General features: G+C 71.9%; 22 protein-coding genes. 12 read left to right on the top strand and 10 right to left on the bottom strand.

Translation table 11 applies throughout. The features are described 5' to 3' along the window. Positions 1 to 410: 410 nt before the first annotated feature. Together ACIBAD_RS34090 and ACIBAD_RS34085 are read left to right on the top strand one after the other, a co-directional pair. Entirely contained in the window at positions 411 to 884 is a 474-nt protein-coding gene (locus ACIBAD_RS34090) for a carboxymuconolactone decarboxylase family protein (RefSeq protein ID WP_134072167.1), read from the top strand. 107 nt (positions 885 to 991) lie between these two features. After that, positions 992 to 1684 carry a hypothetical protein gene (locus tag ACIBAD_RS34085; protein ID WP_398910675.1) on the top strand — a complete coding sequence of 231 codons (693 nt, stop codon included), beginning with the start codon at positions 992 to 994 and terminating at the stop codon, positions 1682 to 1684. A 3-nt stretch (positions 1685 to 1687) separates the two neighbouring features. Here ACIBAD_RS34085 and ACIBAD_RS34080 read toward each other — a convergent pair whose 3' ends face one another. Next, on the bottom strand, positions 1688 to 2383 hold the full coding sequence (locus tag ACIBAD_RS34080) for an alpha/beta fold hydrolase (RefSeq protein WP_398910673.1): 696 nt from the start codon (positions 2381 to 2383) through the stop codon (positions 1688 to 1690). Between the two features lie 58 nt (positions 2384 to 2441). Continuing rightward, complete coding sequence (locus ACIBAD_RS34075; RefSeq protein WP_398910672.1) at positions 2442 to 4175, bottom strand: AMP-dependent synthetase/ligase; 1734 nt, start codon at positions 4173 to 4175, stop codon at positions 2442 to 2444. Positions 4176 to 4320: 145 nt separating this feature from the next. Here ACIBAD_RS34075 and ACIBAD_RS34070 point away from each other — a divergent pair, with 145 nt between their 5' ends. Beyond that, positions 4321 to 5331, top strand: coding sequence for an AraC family transcriptional regulator (locus ACIBAD_RS34070; protein ID WP_398910670.1), 1011 nt, complete (start codon positions 4321 to 4323; stop codon positions 5329 to 5331). 155 nt (positions 5332 to 5486) lie between these two features. Then, positions 5487 to 6647 carry a lipase family protein gene (locus ACIBAD_RS34065; protein WP_134072178.1) on the top strand — a complete coding sequence of 387 codons (1161 nt, stop codon included), beginning with the start codon at positions 5487 to 5489 and terminating at the stop codon, positions 6645 to 6647. A gap of 88 nt (positions 6648 to 6735) precedes the next feature. On the opposite strand, the gene ACIBAD_RS34060 is transcribed toward ACIBAD_RS34065, so the two are convergent. Next, on the bottom strand, positions 6736 to 7167 hold the full coding sequence (locus tag ACIBAD_RS34060) for a MarR family transcriptional regulator (RefSeq protein WP_134072180.1): 432 nt from the start codon (positions 7165 to 7167) through the stop codon (positions 6736 to 6738). Between the two features lie 119 nt (positions 7168 to 7286). Here ACIBAD_RS34060 and ACIBAD_RS34055 point away from each other — a divergent pair, with 119 nt between their 5' ends. Beyond that, the gene (locus tag ACIBAD_RS34055; protein ID WP_398910668.1) at positions 7287 to 7715 is read left to right on the top strand and encodes a heme-binding protein; all 429 of its coding nucleotides are present in this window, start codon (positions 7287 to 7289) and stop codon (positions 7713 to 7715) included. 171 nt (positions 7716 to 7886) lie between these two features. On the opposite strand, the gene ACIBAD_RS34050 is transcribed toward ACIBAD_RS34055, so the two are convergent. Then, on the bottom strand, positions 7887 to 9743 hold the full coding sequence (locus tag ACIBAD_RS34050) for an AMP-dependent synthetase/ligase (RefSeq protein WP_398910679.1): 1857 nt from the start codon (positions 9741 to 9743) through the stop codon (positions 7887 to 7889). Between the two features lie 179 nt (positions 9744 to 9922). On the opposite strand from ACIBAD_RS34050, the gene ACIBAD_RS34045 reads away from it, so the two are divergent. Together ACIBAD_RS34045 and ACIBAD_RS34040 are read left to right on the top strand one after the other, a co-directional pair. Beyond that, positions 9923 to 11542 (top strand): ATP-binding cassette domain-containing protein, encoded by a 1620-nt coding sequence (locus tag ACIBAD_RS34045; protein ID WP_134072186.1) that lies wholly within the window; start codon positions 9923 to 9925, stop codon positions 11540 to 11542. Between the two features lie 529 nt (positions 11543 to 12071). Continuing rightward, the gene (locus tag ACIBAD_RS34040; protein WP_398910666.1) at positions 12072 to 13166 is read left to right on the top strand and encodes a hypothetical protein; all 1095 of its coding nucleotides are present in this window, start codon (positions 12072 to 12074) and stop codon (positions 13164 to 13166) included. Between the two features lie 17 nt (positions 13167 to 13183). Here ACIBAD_RS34040 and ACIBAD_RS34035 read toward each other — a convergent pair whose 3' ends face one another. The 3 genes from ACIBAD_RS34035 to ACIBAD_RS34025 form a co-directional block, all read right to left on the bottom strand. Further along, positions 13184 to 13618 carry a VOC family protein gene (locus tag ACIBAD_RS34035; RefSeq protein WP_134072190.1) on the bottom strand — a complete coding sequence of 145 codons (435 nt, stop codon included), beginning with the start codon at positions 13616 to 13618 and terminating at the stop codon, positions 13184 to 13186. Between the two features lie 45 nt (positions 13619 to 13663). Beyond that, on the bottom strand, positions 13664 to 14455 hold the full coding sequence (locus tag ACIBAD_RS34030; protein WP_398910663.1) for a helix-turn-helix domain-containing protein: 792 nt from the start codon (positions 14453 to 14455) through the stop codon (positions 13664 to 13666). Between the two features lie 325 nt (positions 14456 to 14780). After that, the gene (locus tag ACIBAD_RS34025) at positions 14781 to 15188 is read right to left on the bottom strand and encodes an ATP-binding protein (RefSeq protein ID WP_398910661.1); all 408 of its coding nucleotides are present in this window, start codon (positions 15186 to 15188) and stop codon (positions 14781 to 14783) included. A 158-nt stretch (positions 15189 to 15346) separates the two neighbouring features. On the opposite strand from ACIBAD_RS34025, the gene ACIBAD_RS34020 reads away from it, so the two are divergent. Together ACIBAD_RS34020 and ACIBAD_RS34015 are read left to right on the top strand one after the other, a co-directional pair. Beyond that, a complete protein-coding gene (locus tag ACIBAD_RS34020; protein WP_134072196.1) occupies positions 15347 to 16207 on the top strand; it encodes a Scr1 family TA system antitoxin-like transcriptional regulator in 861 nt (286 codons plus the stop codon). Then, positions 16204 to 16395, top strand: a complete 192-nt coding sequence (locus tag ACIBAD_RS34015) for a DUF397 domain-containing protein (protein ID WP_134072198.1) — start codon at positions 16204 to 16206, stop codon at positions 16393 to 16395. The genes ACIBAD_RS34020 and ACIBAD_RS34015 overlap by 4 nt, the downstream gene beginning before the upstream one ends. Before the next feature lie 9 nt (positions 16396 to 16404). Here ACIBAD_RS34015 and ACIBAD_RS34010 read toward each other — a convergent pair whose 3' ends face one another. Then, positions 16405 to 17064 carry a hypothetical protein gene (locus ACIBAD_RS34010; protein ID WP_398910659.1) on the bottom strand — a complete coding sequence of 220 codons (660 nt, stop codon included), beginning with the start codon at positions 17062 to 17064 and terminating at the stop codon, positions 16405 to 16407. Positions 17065 to 17202: 138 nt separating this feature from the next. On the opposite strand from ACIBAD_RS34010, the gene ACIBAD_RS34005 reads away from it, so the two are divergent. Genes ACIBAD_RS34005 through ACIBAD_RS33995 form a run of 3 tightly spaced genes read left to right on the top strand, consistent with a single transcriptional unit; the run spans position 17203 to position 19345 of the window. After that, on the top strand, positions 17203 to 17640 hold the full coding sequence (locus ACIBAD_RS34005; RefSeq protein ID WP_398910655.1) for a hypothetical protein: 438 nt from the start codon (positions 17203 to 17205) through the stop codon (positions 17638 to 17640). Beyond that, positions 17637 to 19028 carry a hypothetical protein gene (locus ACIBAD_RS34000; RefSeq protein WP_398910653.1) on the top strand — a complete coding sequence of 464 codons (1392 nt, stop codon included), beginning with the start codon at positions 17637 to 17639 and terminating at the stop codon, positions 19026 to 19028. The genes ACIBAD_RS34005 and ACIBAD_RS34000 overlap by 4 nt, the downstream gene beginning before the upstream one ends. Continuing rightward, positions 19025 to 19345 carry a hypothetical protein gene (locus ACIBAD_RS33995; RefSeq protein WP_134072202.1) on the top strand — a complete coding sequence of 107 codons (321 nt, stop codon included), beginning with the start codon at positions 19025 to 19027 and terminating at the stop codon, positions 19343 to 19345. The genes ACIBAD_RS34000 and ACIBAD_RS33995 overlap by 4 nt, the downstream gene beginning before the upstream one ends. Before the next feature lie 6 nt (positions 19346 to 19351). Here the strand turns inward: ACIBAD_RS33995 and ACIBAD_RS33990 are convergent, their stop codons facing one another. Together ACIBAD_RS33990 and ACIBAD_RS33985 are read right to left on the bottom strand one after the other, a co-directional pair. After that, the gene (locus ACIBAD_RS33990) at positions 19352 to 20215 is read right to left on the bottom strand and encodes a hypothetical protein (RefSeq protein ID WP_398910651.1); all 864 of its coding nucleotides are present in this window, start codon (positions 20213 to 20215) and stop codon (positions 19352 to 19354) included. Beyond that, positions 20212 to 20598, bottom strand: a complete 387-nt coding sequence (locus ACIBAD_RS33985; protein ID WP_398910649.1) for a hypothetical protein — start codon at positions 20596 to 20598, stop codon at positions 20212 to 20214. The genes ACIBAD_RS33990 and ACIBAD_RS33985 overlap by 4 nt, the downstream gene beginning before the upstream one ends. Positions 20599 to 20710: the final 112 nt, after the last annotated feature.

Genomic DNA, 20710 nt, shown 5'->3' with positions numbered 1-20710 from the left:
ACGGACCGACCCGACACGGAAGGACAGTGGACTGACGGGACGCCCCCGGACACACCACCAACCCCGAGCCCATGAGTCCCGACCCCCGAAGCCCCTGGCCGGCCTTCACCGGCCCCGCACCGCAGACCCCCGCCCCCCAACACCCCCGCCCGCCTTCACCGACCCCGAGCCGAACACCCCCGACCCCCGAAGCCCCCGGCCGCCCTTCACCGACCCCGCACCGCAGAGCCCCGCCCCCCGACACCCCCCGCCCGCCTTCTCCGGCCCCCAGTCGGCAGGCCCCGCCGCCGAGTGGGTGAGAGCGGCCGGGCGTCCGGTCGTGTCGGCGGGCTGTCACATCTGCCCGGGCTGTTCCGTCAGAGGTGTGTAACTGTCCACACGCCACGCGCCCACGCGGCTAGGAGATCATCATGGACGCTCGACTCGACTTCTTCGGCAACGCCCTCGCCGCCAAGTTCGCCCGCTACATCAACTCTGCGGGCAAGGTCATCTCCGACTCGACCCTGCCGCCCGCGACGCAGGAGCTGGTGAAGCTGCGGGCCAGCCAGATCAACGGCTGCGGTTTCTGCACCGACATGCACTACAAGGACGCCGTGCACGCCGGGGAGGACGCGCTGCGGCTCAACCTGGTCGCGGCCTGGCGCGAGGCCACTGTGTTCACCGACGCCGAGCGGGCGGCCCTGGAGCTGACGGAGCAGGGCACGCGCATCGCCGACGCGGCGGGCGGCGTCACGGACGAGGCCTGGGCGGCCGCTTCCAAGCACTACGACGAGGACCAGATGGCGGCCCTGGTCTCCCTCATCGCCCTGATCAACACCTACAACCGGATGAACGTGATCGTCCAGCAGCCGGCCGGCGGCTATCAGCCGGGGCAGTTCGGCTGACCCCTCGCCCCTTCCCGGCCGCAGCGGAACGTCTGCGTCCCAAGGCGTCCGCGCCGCACACTGGATGAGGGTTCGTCAGGTCCCTTTCCTCACCCCGTGGAGCAGCCGTGGAGTCTCAGGAGATACCGATCACGATCACCCCGCAGCAGGCCGCCCACGGGGTGATCCTGAGCGTGCCGCTGCCGACCGGCAACGCCCGGCTGCGGATTCCGCCCTCCCGGGACGGGGACCTCGTACGGGCCCGGGTGGGCCAGGGCGAGGTGCTCGTGCGGATCCGGGTCGCCGGCGCACCCGCGCCGCAGGCGCCCGTGTCGAACGGGCGGGGGAGTCTCGTCGCGCTCGGTGTCGGCATCGCCGTCGTCGTCGGCGTGGTCCTGCTGAACAGCGGGGGCGACGACGACGCCGGCAGCGCGGCCTCCCCGGCGCCCGTCCCCTCGTACAGCTCCCCGGCCCGGTCGCCGTTCCCCGTCCCGCCGCCCGTGAGCCGGGGGACCGACGCCCTCGCCCCGCCCTCCGAGGAGCCGGCCCCCAGTCCGTTCGACCGGGGGACCTGCCTCAACGGGGAGCTCCCCGACTCGACCACCGCCCAGCACGTCACGGGGGTCAAGGAGGTCTCCTGCTCGGCGTCCGACGCGCACTACAAAGTGATCGAGCGCATCCCGCTGACGTCGGAGCTGGACCGCTGCAACAGCAATCCGAAGACCCAGTACGCGTTCTCGTACCGCTACAGCCGGGGCGGGATCACCGTCAACGAGTACGTGTACTGCCTCGTCGGCCTCGGCTCGTACGCCCGCGACTGAGGCCTATCCCGCCGCGCCCGCCAGGATCCGCGCCAGTTCCGACGGCTGCGAGAACATCGGCCAGTGGCCGGTGTTCATCCGGAACAGGCTCCAGCGCTCGCCGTTCAGGAGCGCGGACACCACCGGGCCCGGGTCCTCGCCGTCCAGCAGGCACTTCACGTACAGCGCCGGGAGCTCGGAGAGCGGGGCCTTCAGCTCCGCCGGTTCCGTCAGGGTGGCGCCCGGGTGGGGGGTCGCGCCCGCGAGCAGGCGGGTGATCTGTTCCCCGTCCATGCCCTGGCCCGCGCAGTCGTCCGCGGTGAGCGGCGGCCAGAAGCCGTCGTGGGCGGCGATCGCCGCCTCGACCATCGCCCGGCCGTCCGGCCAGGCCGAGACGAACGAGCCGCCGTCCACCGGGACGTTGGCGTCCACGAACACCACCCGCCTCAGCCGGTCGCCGATCCGTTCGGCCGCCTGGCCGACCGGTATGCCCGAGTAGCTGTGGCCGACCAGGACCACGTCACGCAGGTCGAGGCGCTCGACCTCGGCCACGATGTCCCGGACGTGCGTCTGCTGTCCGGCCGGTATGCCCTGCCGTTCGGCCAGGCCGGACAGTGTCAACGGGTGGACGTCGTGGCCCGCCGCGCGCAGCGGCGCGGCCACCTCCTCCCACGCCCAAGAGCCCAGCCATGCGCCTGCCACGAGTACGAAGTCAGCCATGGCGACACCGTAACGGGCCCCGCTGACAACGCTCGTCCGCGTCCGCTGCCCCGCGCCGCTACCGGTACAGCGCGTCGATCTGCGCCGCGTAGCGTTCCGCCACCGCCTTGCGGCGGAGCTTCAGGGTCGGGGTCAGGGTGCCGGCTTCGACGGTGAGCTCCTCGGGGAGGATGTGGAAGGCGCGGATGCGGGCCGGGCGGGAGACGGTGGCGTTGGCCGCCGTGACCGCCTCCTCGACCAGGGCGCGGACCGCGGGGTGGGCGGCCGCGGTGGCCGGGTCGAGGCCTTCGAGGGCCTCCCTGCGCGCCCAGGCGGTGATCTCCTCGGCGTCCAGGGTGATCAGTGCGACCGGGTGGGGCCGGCGGTCGCCGATCAGGACCGCCCGCGATACGTACGGGGAGCGCTGTACGGCGAACTCGACCTCCGTCGGGGTGATGTTCTTGCCCGCCGAGGTGATGATCAGCTCCTTCTTGCGGCCCGTGAGCGACAGGAACCCGTCGGCGTCCAGTTCCCCCAGGTCTCCGGTGTGCAGCCAGCCCTGTGCGTCCAGCGCGTCCGCCGTCGCGGTGCGGTTCGCGTGGTATCCGGGGAAGACCATCGGGCCGCGGGCCAGCACCTCGCCGTCGGCCGCGATGCGGACCTCGCAGCCCGCGATCGGCCGCCCCACCGTGCCGTGGCGCACGGCCTCCGGGTGGTTGAAGCTGATGAGCCCGGCGGACTCGGTCATCCCGTATCCCTCGTACACCGGGATCCCGCAGGCCCGCAGGAAGTCCAAGGTCTCCGGGGCGATCGGCGCTCCCCCGGTCACCGCGTGGCGCAGCCGGCCCCCGAAGACGCCCCTGACCAGGGAGTACAGGTTCTTCTCCGCCTCCTCGTAGGCCGGCCGGCCGGCCTCGGGCAGGCGGCCCTCGGCCTCCAGCACCCCCAGGCGCACCGCCTCTCGGAAGCGCTCGGCGCCGCCCTCCTGCGCATGCGCCAGCGACAGCACCACGGAGTGCACCTTCTCGAACAGGCGGGGTACGGAGGGGAGATGGGTGGGCCGCGCCTCGGCCAGTTCGGACAGCACGTCCTCGATCCGGCCGCCGAAGTAGCACAGCTCTCCGCCCGCCAGCAGGGTCGTGAACTGGATGAGCTGCGCCAGCAGGTGGGCGAGGGGGAGGTAGAGGTAGGTGGAGTCGCCCGGTCCGCCCTGGATCACCGGCTGCATCGCGTCCTGGACGGCGCCCAGGTTGCCGTGCGTGAGGCGGCACCCCTTCGGCAGGCCGGTCGTGCCCGAGGTGTAGACGATCGACGCGTCGTGGCCGGGTTCGACCCCCCGGGTCCGTTGCAGGAGCTGTGCTTCCGGGGCCTGTTCCAGCTCCGCGAGCGCGTCCATCCGTACGACCGCGCGCAGCGCCGGCAGTTTCGCCCGCAGCGCGTCCACCCGCTCCGCCTGCGCCGCGTCGTCGCAGACGACGGCCACCGCCTGCGCGTCCGAGAGGACCCAGGCCAGCTCCTCCTCCCCCGCCGTCGGATAGACCGGTACGAGGACGGCGCCCGCCGCCAGGATCCCGAAGTGGGTGTATGTCCAGGCCGGCCGGGTCTCGGCCAGGACCGCCACCCGCTCGCCGGGCCCGACCCCCAGCGCGATCAGCGCCCGCCCGGTCCGCCGTGCGCGCTCGCGCAGTTCGGCGTACGTGACGGTGACCCATCCTCCGTCCGGGTCCCGGTGGCGCAGGGCGCTCTCGGCGCCGTACCGCTCCCCCGTCCACTCCGTGAACACCGCCAGCGTCTCCGGTCGCACAGCGTCCATCGCGTTCGCCTCCCTGGGGTGGGGTGCGTACGCCGCGCGTACGACGTACGTCGGACCGACGCTAGGCAGCCAACCTCCCTGCGGGACATGACCGGAAGCGTCAGGCCCCCTGACCGCAGCGCTCATCGGGGCTACCGTCGGAGCCATGGGGAGGCGGACGATCACCGTGCACCATGTGCGTGCCGTGCTCGCGGGGGCGGCGCGCGGCGGCATCGACACCGTGCCGCTGCTCCAGGAGGCGCAGATCCCGCCGCTGCTGCTCGGCGACGACCGGGCGCGGATCACGCCGGCGCAGTTCGCCCGGCTGTTCCGGGCGCTGTACCGGACCACGCAGGACGAGTTCCTCGGTCTGTCGGCGGTGCCGAGCCGCCCGGGCACGTTCGCGATGATGTGTTACGCCTCGCTGGGCTGCCGGGACCTGGGCGCGGCGGTGGAGCGTGCCGCGACCTTCTACGGCCTGTTCCCGGGCGGCCCGGAGCTGGTTCTGGAGGTCGCGGGAGAGGAGGCGTGCTTCACGGTGCGCAACGACTTCGCCCGGGACGAGGAGCGGTTCCTGACCGAGTGCGTGCTCGCCATCTGGCACCGGCTGAGCAGCTGGCTGATCGGGCGGCGCATCCCGCTCGGGTACGCGGCGTTCGCATATCCCCCGCCGCCGCACGAGGCGGAGTACGAGGTCCTGTTCGACTGCCCGGTCCGATTCGGGGCGGACCGTACGGGGGCCGCCTTCGACGCGCACTGGCTGTCCGCACCGCTCGTTCGGGACGAGGCGGCGCTGGACGCGATGCTGCGGCGGGCCCCCTTCGACCTGCTGTCGCGGCCGGAGTACGGGACGACTGTCGCGGAGCAGGTCCGCCGTGCCCTGGCGCGGCAGTTGCGGACCTCGCCGCGGCTGCCGGCGCTGGGGGAGGTGGCGGCGCGGCTGGCGGTGTCCCCGGCGACGCTGCGGCGGCGGCTGCAGAAGGAGGGCACGTCGTTCCAGCAGCTGAAGGACCACGTCCGGCGGGACGCGGCGATCGCGGGGCTGGCGGAGAGCGGCGAGCCGATAGCGGAGCTGGCGGCCCGCCTCGGCTTCTCGGAGGACACGGCTTTCCACCGCGCCTTCCGCCGCTGGACGGGCACGACGCCGGGCGCCTACCGGATCGCCTCGGGCGGCTGAGGCGGTGCCCGACCCCCGCAGGGTGGTGGCGGGCGGGTGGGTGCGAGTCCGGGTCAGGAAAGCTGAGCTGCGCGGTCAGCGACGTTCCGACCGGTCGGTCACTACGTTCTCCTCACCCACCCCCCGCACGAAACGTTCCGTTGGGAGAGCCGCCCATGCGTTTCCGACACCTCGCCGTCGCCTTGGCCGCCTTGGCCGTGTCCGTCGCGTCCCCCGCCACCGCCGGCACCACCGCCACCGCGGCCGCAGCCGAAACCGGGCGGCCCGGCGACATCGTCGATGTCGCGCCGTCCGCCTTCCACCCGCTGCCCGGGCAGCCGACCGGCACCAGGGCGTGGAAGATCCACTACAGGTCCACCACCGCCGCCGGTGTCCCGAACACGGTCTCCGGCACCGTGATCGTCCCGCAGGACGGCCGGAGCGGTCCGCGGCCGCTCGTCACGTACGCCGTCGGCACCGTCGGCATGGGCGACTCCTGCGCGCCGAGCAACAACCTCCCGTACGGCACCGCCATGGAGGCCAACCTCATCCAGCAGCTCACCCTGCGCGGCTGGGCCGTGGTCGTCACCGACTACGAGGGGCTCGGCACGCCGGGGGTGCACACGTACACGGTCGGCCCGTCGGCCGGCCGCGCCATGCTCGATGCCGCCCGCGCGGCCACCCGGCTCCCCGAGGCGGGGCTGCCGGCGGACACCCCGGTCGGCGTCATGGGCTACTCCCAGGGCGGCCAGGCCAGCAGCTGGGCCGCCGAGCTGCAGGGTTCGTACGCCCCCGAGCTCAAGGTGAAGGGCACGGCGACGGGCGGCGTCCCGGCCGACTTGATGAAGGTGGCCGACTTCAACAACGGCTCGTACGGCTCGGGGCTCATCTTCATGGCGGCGGCCGGACAGGACGCGGCGTTCCCGGAGCTGCGGCTCGACTCGTATCTCAACCCGGCGGGCAAGGCGCTGGTGGCGGGCATGAAGGAGGGCTGTGTCGCCCTTGACGCCATCGCCGGCTCCTTCAAGCGGATCTCCGACCTGACGACCCGCAATCCGCTCGAACAGCCGGACTGGCAGGCCCGGTTGGAGCAGAGCCGGCTGGGGCGGACGGCTCCGGCGGCGCCGGTGTACCAGTACCACGCGCTCGGCGACGAGCTGATCCCGTACGCGGTGGGGCGGCAGTTGCGCTCGGAGTGGTGCGCGAAGGGCGCGGACGTGGAGTGGCAGACCATCTGGGCCGGTGAGCACGTCAGCGGCGTGATCACCCACTCACTGGCGGCGGGGAACTGGCTCGCCGACCGCTTCGCGGGCCGTCCGACGCACGCCGACTGCTGACAGCAGACCCGCACCCCGAGCGGCAGGCCCCGGCTCCAGGCCCCGGCTCCAGGCCCCGGCCCAGGCCCCGGGACTCAGGCCCCAGGACTCAGAGACCTGGGGCTTCGGCGTTGCGGATGATGCGGGTGAGCAGGTCCCGGACGGCGGCCGACTCGGTCTCCGAGAGGCCCTCGGCGAGGCGGGCGTCGAGCTTCGCCACCAGCGCGTCGGCCTGGGCGAACACCTCCGCACCGCGTTCGGTCATCCGGATCTCGATCAGCGTGCCGTGTATCGGGTGCGGGGTGCGGGCGACCAGGCCGCGCGCCTCCAGCCGGCCGAGCAGGCTGTTCATCGTCTGCGGAGTCACCGAGAGCTTGCGCGCGAGCTCGGCGGCGTTGATCCCGGGGTTGTCGCTGAGCACGGCGAGCGCGCCCTGCTGGGCGGCGGTGATCCCCGCCTCGCGGACGGCGGCCTCCTTCGCGGCCTGCGTCACGCGCTCGGCCTGCTTGATGAAGACCAACAGTCGCTCGGAGTAATGCATGCGCCGAGTGTAGGAGACAGCCGCCAGTTCCCGCCGAGATTGCAGCCAGCTTGCGTACAGCTATTCGCATGCTGTTAGCTGCATGCATACGAATACTCCCTCTGCAAGGAGCTCTCGCCATGCCTGCTGCCGCCCGCACCCGCCCCGCCCTCGGCAACGACCTCGCCCGCGCCATCGTCGACGCCGCCCTCGCCGCCGCCCGGGAGACGGAGCTGCGCTTCGCCATCGCCGTGGTGGACGAGTCCGGGCACCTCAGCGCTTTCGCGCGGATGGACGGCTCGGGCCTGATGACCATCCAGATCGCCCAGGACAAGGCCTACACCTCGGCCGCCTTCGGCCTGAGCACCACCGACTGGCACGAGTTCGTCGAGAGCGACCCGCAGCTGGCGCCGGGCGCCCGGACCGGCATCGACCGCCTGGTCACGTTCGGCGGCGGCCTGCCGATCGTCGTGGACGGCCAGCTGGTCGGCGGGATCGGCGTCTCGGGGGGCCACTGGTCGGACGACGTCAAGATCGCCGAAGCCGGCCTCGCCGCGATCACCGCGTAAGGGCCACCCCGTCACGGACGGGAGGCTCTGCACCCCGCTGCTCGCAGTGCCGGTCCCCCTGACGGACCCGAAGGTCGAGAAGGGCGGCTCCTTCACGTCCTGACGTGCCGGGCAAGAGGGGGCCCTACCCGATCCGGAGACCGGGCAGGACCCCCTCGTCGATCCGGAAGGTCACGCCCTGCGGTACAGGTCGTGTATCTCGCGCTCGAACTCGCGGGCGATCCTGGCGCGCTTCAGCTTCAGGGACGGGGTCAGGTGGCCGCCCGCCTCCGTGAACTCCACCGGCAGCACCGCGAAGCGGCGGATCGACTCCGCCCGCGAGACCAGCCGGTTCGCCTCGTCCACCGCCCGCTGGAGCTCCGCCCGCAGTTCCTCGTCCCGCACGAGCTCCCGCATCGGCATCGCCGTCTTCTTCCGCATCTGCCGCCAGTGCGCCAGCCCCTCCGGCTCCAGCGTGATCAGTGCCGTGATGTAGGGCCGGTTGTCGCCGATCACCATGCACTGGCCGACCAGCGGGTGGGCCCGCAGCCAGTCCTCCAGCGGGGCCGGGGCCACGTTCTTGCCGCCGGAAGTGATGATCAGGTCCTTCTTCCGGCCGGTGATGGTCAGGTAGCCCTCGGCGTCCAGCTCCCCGATGTCCCCCGTCGGGAACCAGCCGCCGACCGCCTCCCCCGAGTTCCAGTACCCCGCGAACACGTGCCGCCCCCGCAGCAGCACCTCCCCGTCCTCCGCGATCCGCACCGCGGTGCCCGGCAGCGGCCAGCCCACCGTCCCGAGCCGCGGTTTCAGCGGCGGGGTCACGGTGCTGGCGCCGGTGGTCTCCGTGAGCCCGTACCCCTCGAAGACGTCGATCCCGGCGCCCGTGTAGAACGCCGCGAGCCGGCGCCCCAGCGGCGAGCCCCCGCTCAGGACGTACCGCACGCGCCCGCCCATCGCCGCCCGGATCCGCCGGTAGACGAGCGGGTCGTACAGGGCCCGCGCCGTCCGCAGGCCCACCCCCGGGGCGCGGCCCTCGGCGATCTCCCCGTACCGCTGGGCGATCCGCGCGGCGCGGTCGAACGACGAGGCCCGGCCCATCCGTTCGGCGGTCGCGCGCGCGGTGTTGTAGACCTTCTCCAGTACGTACGGGATGGCCAGCAGGAACGTCGGCCGGAACCCGGCGAGGTCGGCGAGCAGCTCCTCGGTCTTGATGCTCGGCGCGTGCCCGAGCTTGACCCGCGCGCGCATGCACCCGACGGCCACCATCCGCCCGAACACGTGCGAGAGCGGCAGGAAGAGCAGCGTCGAGGCCGCTTCCGTGGTCGCGGACTTGAAGACGGGGTGCAGGAGCTCGACCGCGTTGTCGGCCTCGGCGAAGAAGTTGGCGTGCGTGATCACGCAGCCCTTGGGCCGTCCCGTCGTACCGGACGTGTAGATGAGCGTGGCCACGGAGTCCGGTGTACGGACGGACCGGCGCGCGTGCACGACGGCGTCGGGCAGGTCCTCGCCGGCCTTGACCAGCCGCGCGATCGCGCCCGTGTCGAACTCCCACAGGTGCGCCAGCCAGGGCAGGTTGGCCCGCTCGGCGCTGATGATGCGGGCCTGCGCGGTGTCCTCGACGGCGCAGGCCACGGCCCCGGAGTCCTGGATGATCCAGCGGGCCTGCAGCGCGGACGAGGTGGGGTAGATCGGCACGGTGACCAGCCCGGCGGCCCACCCCGCGAAGTCCAGCAGGGTCCACTCGTACGTGGTCCTGGCCATGATCGCGAGCCGATCCCCCTCGCGCAGCCCCTCCGCGATCAGGCCCTTGGCGACGGCCGTCACCTCGGCGGCGAACTCGGCGGCGGTGACGTCGCGCCAGCTGCCGTCCCGCTCCTTGCGGGCGAGCACCGCCTCTCCGGGGGCCTCCCGGGCGTTCTGGAAGGGGATGTCCCCGAGCGATCCGCTCCCCGGCACCCCGGCCAGCGCGGGCACCTCGGCCTCCCGCACCACCCCGTCGACGACGGTCAACACGGGCGGGACCGGCTGGGGTACGGCTTCCACGGCGATCTCCTCGACTAGACTCCGGAGTTACCGCCGGTAATTTACCTATGGGTAACCCGCCTGACCAGCCCTCGCGCGCCCCGTGGACGAACCCACCCCACTCCTCCACACCCCCCGCACCGCTCCCGCCGCGCACGCCGAAAACGCGTTGTGCCCCTGCCGTACGGCAGGCAGGGTTGCGGAGCATGGGACATCTCGAAGCCTCGCACCTGGAGTACTACCTACCCGATGGGCGCGTGCTGCTCGGTGATGCCTCGTTCAGAGTCGGTGAAGGTTCGGTGGCGGCCCTCGTCGGCGCCAACGGCGCGGGCAAGACGACGCTGCTTCGGCTGATCTCGGGCGAGCTGCGACCGCACGGCGGAACCGTCACCTCCAGCGGCGGCGTCGGCGTCATGCACCAGTTCGTCGGCTCGGTACGGGACGAGCGCACGGTCCGCGACCTGCTGGTGTCGGTGTCGCAGCCGCGGATCCGGGCCGCCGCGGCGGCCGTGGACGCGGCCGAGCACCTGATCATGACGGTGGACGACGAGGCCGCGCAGCTGAAGTACGCGCAGGCGCTGAGCGATTGGGCCGAGGCCCGCGGGTACGAGGCCGAGACGGTCTGGGACATGTGCACGACGGCGGCCCTCGGCGTGCCGTACGACCGGGCGCAGTTCCGCGAGGTGCGCACGCTGTCCGGCGGCGAGCAGAAGCGGCTCGTACTGGAGGCGCTGCTGCGCGGGCCGGACGAGGTACTGCTGCTGGACGAGCCGGACAACTACCTCGACGTGCCGGGAAAGCGGTGGCTGGAGGAGCGGCTGCGGGAGACCCGCAAGACGGTCCTGTTCATCTCCCACGACCGGGAGCTGCTGGCACGGGCCGCGCAGCGGATCGTCGCGGTGGAGCCCGGCCCGGCCGGATCCGACGTGTGGGTGCACGGCGGCGGCTTCGCGAGCTTTCCCGAGGCACGGGAGGAGCGGTTCGCGCGCTTCGACGAGCTGCGCCGGCGCTGGGACGAGAAGCGCGCGCAGCTCAAGCGGCTCGTGCAGGACATGCAGCAGTACGCGGCGCGCAGTGACGAGATGGCCTCGCGCTACCAGGCGGCGAAGACCCGGCTGCGCAAGTTCGAGGAGATCGGCCCGCCGCCGGAGCCGCCGCGCAAGCAGGACATCCGGATGCGGCTGCAGGGAGGCAGGACGGGCGTACGGGCGGTGGTCTGCGAGGACCTGGAGCTCACGGGCCTGATGAAGCCGTTCTCCCTGGAGGTCTTCTACGGGGAGCGGGTGGCGGTCCTCGGCTCGAACGGCTCGGGCAAGTCCCACTTCCTGCGGCTGCTGGCGGGCGAGCCCGTCGCCCACTCCGGGACGTGGAAGCTGGGTGCGCGGGTCGTTCCCGGCCACTTCGCACAGACCCACGCCCACCCCGAGCTCATGGGGCGCACCCTGGTCGACGTCCTGTGGACGGAGCACGCCAAGGACCGGGGCGGGGCGATGTCGGCGCTGCGCCGGTACGAGCTGGAGCGCCAGGGGGACCAGCCCTTCGACAAGCTGTCGGGCGGCCAGCAGGCACGTTTCCAGATCCTGCTGCTGGAGCTGGCCGGCACCACCGCACTGCTCCTCGACGAGCCGACGGACAACCTCGACCTGGAGTCCGCGGAGGCGCTGCAGGAGGGGCTGGAGGCGTACGAGGGCACGGTGCTGGCGGTGACGCACGACCGCTGGTTCGCCCGCTCCTTCGACCGCTACCTGGTCTTCGGCTCGGACGGGGTCGTCAGGGAGACCGCGGAGCCGGTCTGGGACGAGAGCCGCGTCCGGCGGGCCCGCTGAGCGGCGAGCCGCCGGCGGGCCCGCCGTGCGGCCCGGCGAGCCGCCCGCCCCCGCGCAGGACGGCCCGGGCGACCGCGGCCGCCGCGGAACCCGCACGGAAGTGTGTCAGCTCCCCGGACCCGGCCACGGCCTCGGGCGGGCGGCCCGCGTCCTGGCCGTCGCCCGCGCCGCACAGCGGTAGTTCGGGCGCCGGGCGGTTCCACCTCGGGCTTCCACGGCTACGTCACCGACCCGGTGTTCCTCCGGGAGATCGAGGCCGAGCCGTTCCGCGCGTGGACGTCGGCGGACACCCCGGCCATCCAAGGGTTCCTGCTCCCCCCAGGGCAACTCGGCGTCCACCGTGGCCGAACGGATCGCGAAGGATCTCGCGCCGGACCACCCGCTCATCCTCGGCTGAGCCGGCCGGCCCCAAGTCGTCGACCAAGCAGGCGATCCTCCGGCCATGACTGCCGCCACTTCACCCTGATACGGCATCACCTCTTCCTTGTGCCGCGTTCCCCGGCACCTCGCGCCGCCCAAGGAGAGGCCCATGTTCCGACTCTCACGCCTGGCCACCAGCGCCACGGTCGCCGCCGCCGCCCTCACCCTGCTCGTCCCCAGTGCCGCTTCGGCGGGCGAGCCGACCCTGTCGGATCCGCGCATCGTCGCGCAGTTCAGCCGCTCCGCCGGTCAGTCCCCGGAGAACATCGCCCTCGAACCCGACGGCTCCGCGAACGTGACCCTGGCCTTCGCCCGGCAGGTCGTCCGCGTCGACCAGCACGGGTCCACCCGGCTCCTCTCCGAACTGCCCGCGGTCCCGAACCCGCTCACCCCCATCTTCCGCTCGGCCGTGGTGATGGGGATCGTGCGCGCCAAGGACGGCACCCTGTACGTCAACTACGCCACGGGAACGAACACGACCGGCATCTGGCGCATCGGGCCGCACGGCGGCACGCCCGTCCAGATCGCGCAGCTTCCGGCGGACTCGCTCCCCAACGGCCTCGCCCTCGACGAGAAGCTCGGCGTGTTCTACGTGGCCGACACGGCACGCGGGCTCGTCTGGCGCGTCCCGCTGAAGGGCGGAACGGGCACGATCTGGGCTGCGGGGGCCGCGCTCCAGCCGCTCTCCGAGATCGAGCGCTTTCCGGCCGGCGCCAACGGCATCAAGATCCACAATGGCGCCGTCTGGGTGTCCAACACCGACCGCCAGACCCTGCTGCGCATCCCCGTACGCCACGACGGCGCCGCCGGCACGATCGAGACCCGGGCGACCGGACTGGCCGGGATCGACGACTTCGCCTTCACCGGACAGGACGACACGGTCCTCGCCGCGCTGCTCACGGTGAACGAAGTCGCTCTCGTCCGCCCGAACGGCACCCACGCCATCGTCCTCACCTCACCGGACGGCCTCTCCAGCCCGACCGCCGTGGCGGTCTTCGAAAAGCAGGACGGCAAGGAGAAGGCGGAGAAGCAGGAGAAGCAGGAGAAGCGGGAGAAGCGGGAGAAGACCGTCTATGTGACGAGCTCCGCCTACTTCTCCGTACGGGACCCCAACGTCCTCACGGCCCGCCTCGAAGACGGCAAGGGCCGGGACAAGGACAAGGACGCAGACAAGGACGAAGACAAGGTCAAGGGGCAGGGTTAGGCCTGCCCGTCAGCCCGTCACGCGGAGGCTGCGGCGACGCAGAACTCGTTGCCGTCCGGGTCGGCCATCACGACGTGGTGTCCGTCGAACTCCTCCAGGACGCTCCCGCCCGCCCGCACCAGACGCTCGGACTCCGCCTTGATCCGCGCCCATCGCTCGTCCGGAGTGCCGTGACCCGGCACTCGGACGTCGAGGTGGAGCCGGTTCTTCGCCGTCTTGGGCTCGGGGACCTTGAGGATGCACAGGCGCGGGCCGACGCCGTCGGGATCGCAGAGCCACGCGCCGTCGTCCGCGGAGTCGTCCTCCGGCAGGTCGAACTGCGCGAGCCACTCCTCGCGTGTCGCGAAGGGTGCGGGCGGCGGCTCGTCGACATAGCCCAGGGCCGTCTTCCAGAAGACGGCGAGAGCCCGCACATCCGCCCCGTCAAGCGTCAGGTCGATTCTGGCTGCCATGAAGCGACCGTACTGCGCACCACTGACAGTCACGCGATCGCGGGCTCAGGCGGCGCGGGATTCGGGGGGCGGGCAGTCGCGGCAGCGGCCGGGGGTGGGGGCGCGGAAGGCCCGGTCGCAGCCGTCGCAGGTCTGGAAGGGGTCCGGCCTTCTGACCGGGGTCGGGGGTGGGGGTGCCGGGAGGTGGGCCGGGAGGAGGGCCTGCAGGCGGTACGCGAGGAGTGAGGCCGGGCTGCGCAGCTGGTCGGGGAGGTTCGCCGTCAGGGTCTTGCGGATGGCTTCGGGGTCGGCGCCGCGGTCCAGCCAGGCGGAGGCGGCGGGCGCGAGGCGCCGTACGTCACGTTCGGGGAGGAGCAGGCGGGGGTCGTGGCGTCGGAGACCGGCCAGGAGCTCGGCCGCCGCCGGGTGGACCTTCTGTGCGGGCGGCGGGGTGGCCGAGGGCGAGGGCGTGGGCGAGGGCGTGGGCGTGGGCGTGGGCGACGGCGTGGACGTGGGCGACGGCTCGGCGGTCGCGGCTTCCCGCGGGTCCGGGGCCGGGGCACTGTCCGGGTCCGGGTCCTCGTCCAGGGGTGGCGGGCCGGCCGGGCGGGGCTGGTTGTACGAGTACGTGCGCGTGGCCACGCGGCCCGTGCTCAGGCGTTCGGTTCGCCGCTCCAGGTAGCCGTGGCGTTCCAGCTCGCGGAGGGCGGAGCTCATGCGCATCTCGCCCTCCGGGAAGCGGGCCACCAGGGCCCTGATGCCGACCGGGGCGCCCTCAGGGAGCGACTGGATGTACGCCGCGACACCGATCGCCGTCGCCGACAGCTCGCGGTGCTGGAGGAGGTGGTTGCCGACCACGGTGAAGTGAGTCGAGTGCGGCGTGTTGACGTGGATGATACCGGATCGGGGGGTCCCCCGATGAAGTTCCGGCGAGGTGCGCGTGGGCGCGCTAGGGTGCTCAAGAGCCATTGGGAAGCCGCTTACTTCCTGGTTGGTCAGGCCCTCGGCCGGGATGCCAGTCCCGCCGGGGGCCGTCTCATGTCTGAGGTTGTCGGGGCGAGCATATGCCCGCCAACCGGGCTGAAATCCAGCCGAGTTGGCACGGTTCACCCGACCGAGCGACGCGGGCGGGTGGGGTGGGGTCGGTTGGTTCTTTCCCCCGGTTATTTGGGTCTTTATGCGTCTAAGCACGCCGGATCGCGGAACCCCGGGACACGGGGGTGAGCGACACCTCCGCCCACACCACCTTGGACGGGACCGGCGCTTCCCTTACGCCCCAACGGTCCGCCAGCGCTTCGACCAGGACCAGGCCCCGGCCCGCGTCGCGGATCTCCGGGATGCGGTCACCCCGGGTGTCCGTCACCTCGATCAGCAGGGTGTCGGGTGTGAGGGTGAGGGCGAGTTTGAAGTCCCGTCCGGGAACCCTGCCGTGGGTGATCGCGTTGGTCGCGAGCTCGGCGATGATCTGCTCGGGCACCTCCAAGGGGAGCCCCCAGGCGCGGAGTTGTTCGGCAGCCAGCACGCGGCCGAGTCGAGCTCCGCGCGGGGTCGCGGACAGCTGGACGTGGAAGTCGACGAGTTGAGGAATCACGTCACTCAGCGTTGCGGTGCGTGCGTACCGTGGAAAGCGGTATCGCCCCTACGTCCCGCGTTTGTCCAGTGCTTGTCCAGTGCTGTCGCGGCTGTCCGGACCGAGGGGGCGGGTACGGGGCGCTGAGGACAATCGGCTCGTCGGAGGTGGGCGCGCGCATGAGCGTGGACAGCAGTGACGGTACGGAAGAGCCCGGCTGGGATGTGGACCCGGAGGACGAACAGGGCGTGGCGGTGGTGGCCGCCCTGGGCCGCCAGCTCAAGGCCTGGCGGGAGTCGGCCGGCCTGCGCGCCGCCGAGTTCGGGGCGGCCATCCAGTACGGGGAGGACCAGGTCCGCAAGGTCGAGGCGGGGAAGCGGATCCCGCGCCCCGAGTACCTGGATCGGGCCGATGAGGTCCTGGGGGCGGGCGGCAAGATCGCCGCCATGAAGGCCGATCTGGAACAGGTTCGGTACCCGAAGAAGGTGCGGGACCTGAAGGAGCGGGAGGCCAAGGCCGTCGAGATCGGCGCATACAACAACCACAACATCCATGGTTTGCTACAGACAGAGGACTACGCGCGGGCGCTCTTTCGCACGTTGCGTCCCGCCTACACGCCGGATGAGATGGAGCGGATGGTCTCCGCCCGCATGGCACGGCAGTCCATCTTCCAACGGTCTCCCGGGCCAGCGCTCAGCATTGTCCAGGAAGAGGTGACGCTCCGCCGTCCGATCGGAGGCACAATGGTGCTGCGCGGACAGCTCGAACACCTCTTGGAGGTAGTCCAGTTGCCGAACATCGAGTTCCAGGTGATGCCGACCGACCGTGAGGATCACGCCGGAATGCTGGGGCTGATCCAGTTCCTGAAGTTCAGCGACGGAACGGCCCTGGGCCGAGCGGACGGGGTATTCCATGGGCGCCCGGTCTCTGATCCCAAGCAACTCCAGCTCCTTGAGCTGCGCTATGGCATCATCCGAGCTCAGGCGCTCACGCCCCGAGAATCGCGGGCCTTCATCGAGGAACTGCTGGGAGAAACATGATCCACTACGCCGAGTTGGACTGGTTCAAGAGCAGCTACAGCGACAGCAGTGACGGGAACGACTGCGTCGAGGTGGCCAACACCCCCGGTGCCGTCCTCGTCCGGGACTCCAAGGACACTCAGCGGCCCCACCTGACGGTCGGGCCCGGCGCGTGGGCCGGGTTCGTGGCCCACGCCGCCGGGAACTGACGACTGGCTTCAGGCGCGGGTGCAGACGTGCACCGATTCGCTGTGCCCGCCCTCGCTGTGGACGATCCGCACGACGTTGTTCTTGTAGGTCACCTTCAGCACCTGGCCGTCGCTGGTGTCCTTGTGGCCCGGGGGCTTCCAGGGGAAGGTGAACGAGGCGTTCTCAGCGACCTCCTTGGGCACGGTGAGGGCTTCGCCGCCCGTCAGCCGGCTCACGCCCTTGGGGGCCTCGTACACGTCGAGGACCAGGTGGCCGCCGCGCAGGAGCCAGCCCCCGTTCCAGGTGACCGGGGCGGGGCCGCTGGTCCAGGTGATGGTCCAGCCGGAGTTTCCGCCGCCGTCCGCGTTGACGGTGGCCCTCCCCTTCACGGTCTCGCCGTTCGGCGTGGTCGACTCCAGGTTCCAGTCGCCCTTGACGAACGCGTCGAAGGCCCGGGCGAGGACGCCCGGGGAGGCCGCCACCGGCGGGGTCGGCGAGGACGCGCCTGCGGCCGTCCCGGCCGCGGCCGTCGGGGTCCCGGCCGGACCGGCCGCGGCCGGGCTCTTGTCCTGGCCCTTGCCGGCGCACGCCGCGACCAGTGAAGCACCGACGCCGAGCGCCAGGTAGCGCAGCGCGTTGCGCCGCCCGATCAGCTGCGCCGCGGCGCGCATCTCCCGCACCGTCACCATGCCCCCGCACAAGGTCGGTTGATCAACAGCGGCCGACTATAGCCGCAGGCCTGGAACCGTATGATCCTCTTCCGCGTCTCCCATGAACATGACCAGTCGAATCTGGTCATGTCCGGTTATCAACTACCCAGGGGACACATGTCGTTCGACGCGGAATGGGCCCGGCACAAGGCCGCCGCCCTCGCGCAGCAGCCGTCACCCGCCATGCGCCTCAACCACGCGCCCGCCGAGTCCGGGAGCCCGGCCGGAAGCCTCGTCGCCGGGGCGCAGTCCATCAACGGCAACGCCAACCTGCTGATCGAGATCGCCGCGCTCCTGCACGAGGGGCGGCCCGACGGCGACGCGAGCACCATGGCCCGCGCCCCCCGCGCCCACGCGGACGTCTCGGCGCAGGCCCTGCGCTTCGCCCGCTTCGCCGACGACCAGTTCAAGGACACGATCAACCTGTTCGCCGCCCTGGCCACCAAGCTCAAGACCACCGGCACCAGCTTCGCGCAGGTGGACGACGGCACGGCCCGCAGTTTCCTCGACGGCATCCTCGACGGCGGCCAGTACGTGAAGCCGGAGTCGAAGTGAGCCTGAGCCACCGCAAGGACGTCCAGTTCCTGGAGGAGTGCAACCCGGCGCTGGTGGAGCGCAACGCCGCCGAGTTCAAGCGGCTGCGCGATCTGCTGGTGCAGGTCGAGGAGCCCGCCCGGCGCGCCGAGACCGGTACGCAGTGGCAGAGCGACGGCAGCCACACGTACACCTCCCGCCTCTCGGAGGCCCGCGAGCTCGTCCTCCACATGGCCGAGGGGTACGACAAGGCGGCCGGGGCCCTGCACACGTACGCCGCGGCTCTGACCACCGCCAAGTCGCACTACTCGAACGGCAAGCGCACCGAGCGCAAGCTCGCGGCGCTCATCGCCACGAAGGGCACGGCGATCACGCGGACCGCCCAGGAGGCGGAGCCGATGTGCCAGTGGGAGGACATGCGGGCCACGACCGGTGTCATGGACTTCTTCGCCGAGCTGACGATGGACGTGGACGACATCCGGGAGGAGGCCGACCGGCTGCACGACGACGCGGGCGGCAGCTTCCACCTGGCCAAGACGGCCGAGGCGGAGGCCCGCAGCGTGTGCGTGCACGCGCTGAAGCAGGCGTACGAGCTGCTGCCCGAGTTCAAGGTCAAGGGAGGCGGGGGCGGGGTCGACGTGTACGCGGCGATGGCCGACATCCGCCGTGAGGCGGCGGAGGCCCGTACGAACCCCCTGACGCACCTGCCCGGCTCCGGGCCGAAGAAGGACATGACCGGGCCGGTGGGGAGCGAGCCGGTCTCCCCCGAGCTGCGCGACATCCGCATGCGGGTCGCGGGACTGCCGGAGGCGGACGACAACTACTGGGACCCGCCGCAGTCGGACGAGGGCCGCGCCGAGTGGATCCGCAACAACAAGGAGATCCTGCGGGCGGCGGCGCAGCGGGCGGGCCTGCCGGAGGAGATGGTGGCCGGCATCGCGTGGAAGGAGGTCGGCGGCCAGCCGGGCATCTTCGACGACGGCGTGGACTTCTTCCGCCAGGCCGCCGACGCCCCGTGGGGGCTGAGCCCCGTCACGGCCGAGAACCTGCCGGATCGGGCGGGCGGCAAGCCGGACGAGACCTCCTTCGGGCCGATCGCGGTGCAGCTGCGGCGCGGGGCGGAGGTACTCGGCTACGACCCGGAGAACCTCACGGACCAGCAGCGCAACGTGGTGAAGTCCGCGCTCCAGGACCCGAAGCAGAACGCCTTCATCGCGGCCGGGTTCCTGGCGCAGATCAAGGAGGAGACCGGGTACGCGAACGTCCCGGCGGACCAGCTGACCGAGGCCCAGATGCAGGAGATCGCCGCCCGCTACAACGGCGGCCCGTACTGGGAGTCGAAGAAGGCCCAGGACTACGGCGATGATTTCCGGAACAACCTCGGCAACGTGAAGAAGGCGATGCAATGACGTACGGGCGCGAGAGCATCGACCTGCCCGAGGACCGGGGCTGCCTCCAGTGGGTCCTGGGAGTCCCGCTCGGCCTCGTCCACCTCCTGAACGCCGTCGCCGTGTTCGCGGCCCTGTACGCCGGCCCGCAGGGCGAGTGGGACGACCAGGGCTACGCGGGGGTCGGCGCGATGTGCCTGATCTCGATGTCCCTGAGCGTGCTGGGCCTGCTCATCACCGTCATCCCGACCGTCCGCCGCACGATGGGCCTGTGGTGGCTGGCCCCGCCGCTGATCCTCGGCCTGACGGCCTTCATCCGCGGCGAGACCTTGGGCTGAGCCGTCTCACTTGGCCACGAGGGCCCTGCCGTCCGGCTGGATGTCGAAGGCCCGCGAGTAGTCCAGCTTGGCGTTCCCGAAGTCCGCATCGCTGGCGGGGTCGAGGGCGACCCTGGCCGAGGACTGGACCCGGTGGCCCTTGATTCCGGCGCTGAGCGAGCACTGCGAGAACTGGCTGTACCACGTCTTTCCGGCGTCGATCACGACTTCCTGCCACGGCCCCGGATGCATGGGGCATTCTCCGGCTCCCACTTGGGCCACCCAGGGCTTGACCAGCACCGCGACGACCATCTGGGTGGTACCTGCGTTCCTGACCTTCACACCGAACTGGACCGCTCCCGTCCCGCTCACCGCCTGGGTGCAGGGCTGGAAGTCGATGTTGGTGACATAGCTGCTCGTCCAGTCGTTCCGACAGGCCACGTCGTCCGACGGGTACGGAGAGCTGGGCGTGGCCGTTCTGCGGGTGGACCCGGCCGACGGCGCCGGCGTTGCCGCAGGCGGAGCCGCGATCCCCGCAGCCTGCGGCAAGGGGGTGGCCGGCGGGGTGGACGGTGAGGCGGCGGAGCTGCTGGGGGATGCGGCGGGTGAGGGCGGGGCCGCGGCCGGGGCCGAGTGCGCACTGTCGGCGTTCGCGGTCTTCAGCGGGTCGTGCTGGAGGACCAGGACCGTCGTCGGCACTGCGATCACCGCGGCGGCCCCGGCGGCGGCCAGGGCGACGGTGCGGCCCGACAGGGCCCGCAGGCCGCGCGTCGGCGCCGCCGTCGATTCGGCGGGCGGTGGGTAGTGGTGGTGGATGACGTCGCCGCCGTGGGTGATGTTCTGGGTCCCACCGTCATAGGCGGCGTTGTCCTGGCGGTCGGGCTCGGTCACCGCTGCCGCCGGACGGGGTCGCCGACGATGATGTCGCCGCCCTGGGTGATGTTCTGGATGCCGCCTCCGTATGCCGTGTTGTTCTGTACGAAGGTCTGCTGGGCCGCCGGCAGCTCGCCCTGGACGCGGGCGATCAGCTCGCCGAGCTCCGCCGCCATCTCGGGCTGCTCCTCCAGGAGGTCCTTCAGCCGGACGCGCCACTCGGCTTCGAGTGCACGTCGTACGGACTCCTGCTCCTGCGCGGAGCCGGCCCGGCCCACCTGCGCGGCGAGGCGGTCGAGGCGGCCGGCCGCGGTCTGTTCGGCCTGCGGGTTCCCGCGTCCCAGGAACCGGGTGAAGCCGGAGCGGGTCGTCTGCCAGGCATCGGTCGCGGCCGCGCTCACCAAAGCCGTTCCACCCGTGGCAGCCAGTAACTCCAGCGCTTCTGTCAGCACCCTGTTCCTCCCGGTCAGCGGCATGCGTGCACGGGTGAACTTCCCGTGAGAGCAGACAAGT

The sequence above is a fragment of the Streptomyces sp. NPDC051109 genome, from assembly GCF_044455885.1.
In the GTDB taxonomy this organism is placed as follows: Bacteria; Actinomycetota; Actinomycetes; order Streptomycetales; family Streptomycetaceae; genus Streptomyces.
This window is presented reverse-complemented; position numbering and strand designations above follow the sequence as displayed.